The sequence below is a fragment of the Bradyrhizobium acaciae genome (assembly GCF_020889785.1).
In the GTDB taxonomy this organism is placed as follows: Bacteria; Pseudomonadota; Alphaproteobacteria; order Rhizobiales; family Xanthobacteraceae; genus Bradyrhizobium; species Bradyrhizobium acaciae.
The window spans coordinates 1-3,960 of record NZ_JACMYK010000262.1; the positions used below are offsets into that span (position 1 = coordinate 1).

Annotated in this window: 4 protein-coding genes and 1 pseudogene; 4 read left to right on the top strand and 1 reads right to left on the bottom strand. The window is 63.4% G+C overall.

Going from position 1 to position 3,960, the window contains the following annotated elements:
- The 4 genes from H8A92_RS39805 to H8A92_RS41140 all read left to right on the top strand — a co-directional run.
- A partial coding sequence (locus H8A92_RS39805) for a zinc-binding dehydrogenase (RefSeq protein ID WP_229200712.1) occupies positions 1–532 on the top strand: 532 nt, incomplete at its 5' end.
- A gap of 69 nt (positions 533–601) precedes the next feature.
- The gene (locus H8A92_RS39810) at positions 602–1,489 is read left to right on the top strand and encodes a haloalkane dehalogenase (RefSeq protein ID WP_229200713.1); all 888 of its coding nucleotides are present in this window, start codon (positions 602–604) and stop codon (positions 1,487–1,489) included.
- Positions 1,490–2,155: 666 nt separating this feature from the next.
- The gene (locus H8A92_RS39815) at positions 2,156–2,710 is read left to right on the top strand and encodes a GNAT family N-acetyltransferase (RefSeq protein ID WP_229200714.1); all 555 of its coding nucleotides are present in this window, start codon (positions 2,156–2,158) and stop codon (positions 2,708–2,710) included.
- Between the two features lie 389 nt (positions 2,711–3,099).
- Positions 3,100–3,333, top strand: coding sequence for a hypothetical protein (locus H8A92_RS41140; protein WP_338026706.1), 234 nt, complete (start codon positions 3,100–3,102; stop codon positions 3,331–3,333).
- A 9-nt stretch (positions 3,334–3,342) separates the two neighbouring features.
- On the opposite strand, the pseudogene H8A92_RS39820 reads toward H8A92_RS41140, so the two are convergent.
- Positions 3,343–3,960: pseudogene (locus H8A92_RS39820) on the bottom strand (NAD(P)/FAD-dependent oxidoreductase); the annotation flags it as partial.

Genomic DNA, 3,960 nt, shown 5'->3' on the forward strand with positions numbered 1-3,960 from the left:
CGGCGGCACCGGCATCGCCGCGATCCAGGTCGGCAAGCTGCTCGGCGCACGCGTCGTCGCGGCGGCCTCGACCGAGGAGAAGCGCAGCTTCGCCGCAAGCTTCGGCGCTGATGCGACCGTCGACTACACAAAACCCGATTGGCGCGACGCGCTGAAGGACGCGACCGGCGGCCATGGCCCCGACGTGATCTTCGATCCGGTCGGCGGCGAGGTCTCGCTGCAGGCGTTCCGCTCGATCGCCTGGAACGGCCGCCATGTCGTGGTCGGCTTTGCGGCCGGCCAGATCCCCGCTTTGCCGTTCAATCTGCCACTGTTGAAGGGCGGTCTTCTGATCGGCGTCGACGCCGCCCAGATCGCGCGCCGCGAACCCGAGGCGCAGGCGCGCGTGATGACGCAATTGTCGGCGTGGCTGAACGACGGCCGACTGACGCCAGTGGTCGGCAAGGTGTTCGCGTTTGAGGATTTCCGCGCGGCGTTCACCACCATGCAGACCCGTGCCGCACTCGGCAAGATGGTGGTGCGGATCGGTTAGCGGGAGCGGCAAGGTACGCTCCGCTCGGCGTCCTTGCACGATCGAATGGCGAATCGAAAAGGCAGAGACATGCAGACGCTTCGAACACCGGACGGGCGCTTCGCCGAATTGCCCGGATTTGCCTTCGCGCCGCGCTACATCGAGATCGGCCCGTTGCGAATGCACTATCTCGACGAGGGACCGAAGACCGCGCCGGTGGCGCTTTGCCTGCACGGCCAGCCGACCTGGACCTACCTCTATCGAAAGATGATCCCACCGCTTCTCGCCGCAGGATTTCGCGTCATCGCGCCGGATTTCTTCGGCTTCGGTCGTTCCGACAAGCCCGTCGACGAAGACATCTACACCTTCGACTTCCATCGATCGGCGGTGATATCGCTGATCGAGGCGCTCGATCTGCGCCGCGTCATGCTGGTCTGCCAGGATTGGGGAGGATTGATCGGACTGACGATACCCATGGACATGACCGATCGCTTCGATCGATTGCTTGTGATGAACACGATGCTCGGCACCGGTGACCTGCCGCTCGGCGAAGGGTTTCTCGCATGGCGGGCCTTCTCCAATCGCAGCCCGGACATGGACATCGCGGCCTTGATGCAGCGAGCGGTCCCCGGTCTTGCAGACGAGGAAGCTGCCGCCTACGCCGCGCCCTATCCGGACCAGCGGTACAAGGCCGGCGTCCGGCGCTTTCCCAATCTGGTACCGGACCAGCCGGACGCTGGTGGCGCGGCGCTTTCGCGGCGCGCGCGCGATTTCTGGTCGCAGCAGTGGACCGGACAAAGCTTCATGGCTGTCGGCATGAAGGACCCGGTGCTCGGGCCGCCGGTGATGAGCCGATTGCGGCAGGTGATCCGAAACTGTCCACCGCCGCTTGAACTGCCTGACGCCGGGCATTTCGTGCAGGAGGCCGGCGAGGTCATCGTCGCGGAAGCGATGAAGACACTCGGCCCGGCCGGCTAACGCGTGCATACATAACGCGTGCATACATCCGCGTTCTCGCGACATGATTTGTCCGAGCTTTGCTCTTCGTTCCACCCTCGCTCATAGAGGGCGCAGGGAAAGCCGGGTGCCGATCGCACCCATGGGCCCCGAGCATTGGATAGAAAGCTCGGGGGTAGGACCACAGGTGTAACCGGAAACAACCCGGCTTTCCCTGCGCGATGGGTTACGGCTTATACGTGCTCTCCCCGGCGAGACTGGGCTTTGTTGTCACCGCCCTCGCAAAAACGCTTACGCGTTTTGCGAGAGGACACCTACCACTAGGGCGTCAGGCCTGCACGATTTCGCCGTCCGCTTCATGCGCATTCGTCGACTGCGCGATCCGCGTCCACCGCATCTCGACCCGCGTTCGTGACGATCGCGAAGCGCCCCTCGATCGGGCGAGACGGGCGCATTGAACATCTGAGTTGGGTCCGCCGTCAAGTTAAATTCTGAAAAGCCGAACGAATTGATCGAGCATGGATGGCGCGTAACTCGCAGCGTCGCGCTCCCCTGCAATTCCCGGGAGCGGCCAGGAGAGCGGAGTGACGCCACATGGAATTATTCGTAGTGTCGGGCAGTCGGGATTGCGCGACGCATGATCGATGGCTTCATTGACCCGTTACCGCTGAGCCGAGGCAGAGCCGGATGCAGCTGTTGACACCAAGGCTCCTCCTCCGCCCATGGATCGATTCAGACAGACCGCCGTTTGCGGCGATGTCTGGGGATGCCGACGTCATGGAATATCTCCGCCCGCTCGCATCGCGGGACGCCTCCGACGCCTGGATCGACTTCCAGACCAGCCATCAATCCTCTCACGGATTCTGCATGTGGGCCGTTGAATCGAGAGCATCCGGCGTATTCATGGGAGCCGTCGGACTACTGCGGATCGGCTTTGTCGCCCGCTTCACGCCCGCTGTCGAAGTCGGCTGGCGGCTGGCGAGGCCGTTCTGGGGACAGGGGTTTGCGGTGGAGGCTGCGCAAGCGTCTCTTCAGTTTGGCTTCGAAGAGGTTCGTCTCGCGGAGGTCGTGGCGCATGCGAGCATTCGAAACGTTCGATCCAGACGGCTGATGGCCAAGCTTGGGATGCGCCACGACAACGCAGAGGATTTTGACCACCCTCGCATCCCGGAAGATAACCCATTGCGTCGGCAAGTTCTCTATCGACTGACGCGAGATGCGTGGGTGTCTCAATGCTCATGACGTCACCACGCGATGGATCATCCGAAGGCGTGACTCCTGGCATGGGTCAAAGCCGGCCATGTTCTGATTAACGAGATGCTTGAACCTCACAGGCTCCGTGCAGCCTGATTGCGCTCCCCGAGAAGTGACTCAAGTCACTGGAAGAGCGCGGCATCGGATCCTAGGAACCATCGTCGCAGCGCCGCATTGTCATTCATCCATCGGTTGAGCGGTACTATACCGCCAGTATCGGTATCCGTGCCGATCCTGTAGCGTCAGCTGCCCACCGTGGAGCTCGTTGGCCGTCGTCTGTTGTATTTCAGGATTCTTCTCTTGGCACTTTTTGCATATCGAGCATCGGACAAGACGCCGCGATCGCGCGGGCGAACCACTGCCGCCAGAGCTGCGCGATGAAGTCGGACAAGGCCATCTGGTACGTCTCGTTCGCCGTGAGAAGCCCTGACGCCGGACACCACCGCTTCGCGCGCCAGACCCGTACCTTCACGACCGAAGAGGATGCCAAGGCGTTTGCGCGCACCCTGCTCATTCAGACGCAGGACGTCAGCGCCGGCACGATCAATCCGCATATGCCGAGACGCGTGATCGCGCCGGCGGTGATCACGGCCTGGGCCGGCGACAGCTGAGGCTTCTTCCTATAGAAAACGTGACGGCGCGAACGGCTGAAGCGGAATTTCGGGTGCCTTGCCGCTGAGGAGCTGCGCGACCAGCCGGCCGGTGCGAGCCGAGCTGACCAGGCCGACATGGCCGTGGCCGAAAGCATAGACCACGTCGCGCGAGCGCGCGCATGGCCGATGCAGGGCCGTCCGTCGGGCATGCTCGGGCGATGGCCGAACCAGGTCTTGATCCGTGATGGCGGGATATCCCTCGGCAGTTTCGGGAACATGCCGAGCAGATGCTCGCGCAGAATCTCGGCGCGCTTCCAGTTCGGCTCGGCGTCGAGCCCCGCGATCTCCACCGTGCCGGCGGCGCGCAGGCCCTTGTCGGTCCAGTTGACGACCATCTTGGCATCCGAGGCCATCATCGAACTGCGCGGTCCGGATTCCGGATTCTCGATCATGACGTGATAGCCGCGCTCGGTTTCCAGCGGCAGTGGATCGCCGATCGATGCAGTCAGTTGCTTCGAGCGCGCGCCGGCGGCAACCACCGCCGCATCGCAGGCGATCTCGCCGCTCTCGGTGACCACGGCGATCAGCCTGTCGCCAGCAAGCCGGAGGCCTGTGGCCTTGGCGGCGACGCGCTTCGCGCCGTTG

Coding starts and splice junctions, on each gene's coding strand:
- H8A92_RS39810 (WP_229200713.1), top strand. CDS start 602: ATGCAGACGCTTCGAACACCGGACGGGCGCTTCGCCGAATTGCCCGGA.
- H8A92_RS39815 (WP_229200714.1), top strand. CDS start 2,156: ATGCAGCTGTTGACACCAAGGCTCCTCCTCCGCCCATGGATCGATTCA.
- H8A92_RS41140 (WP_338026706.1), top strand. CDS start 3,100: ATGAAGTCGGACAAGGCCATCTGGTACGTCTCGTTCGCCGTGAGAAGC.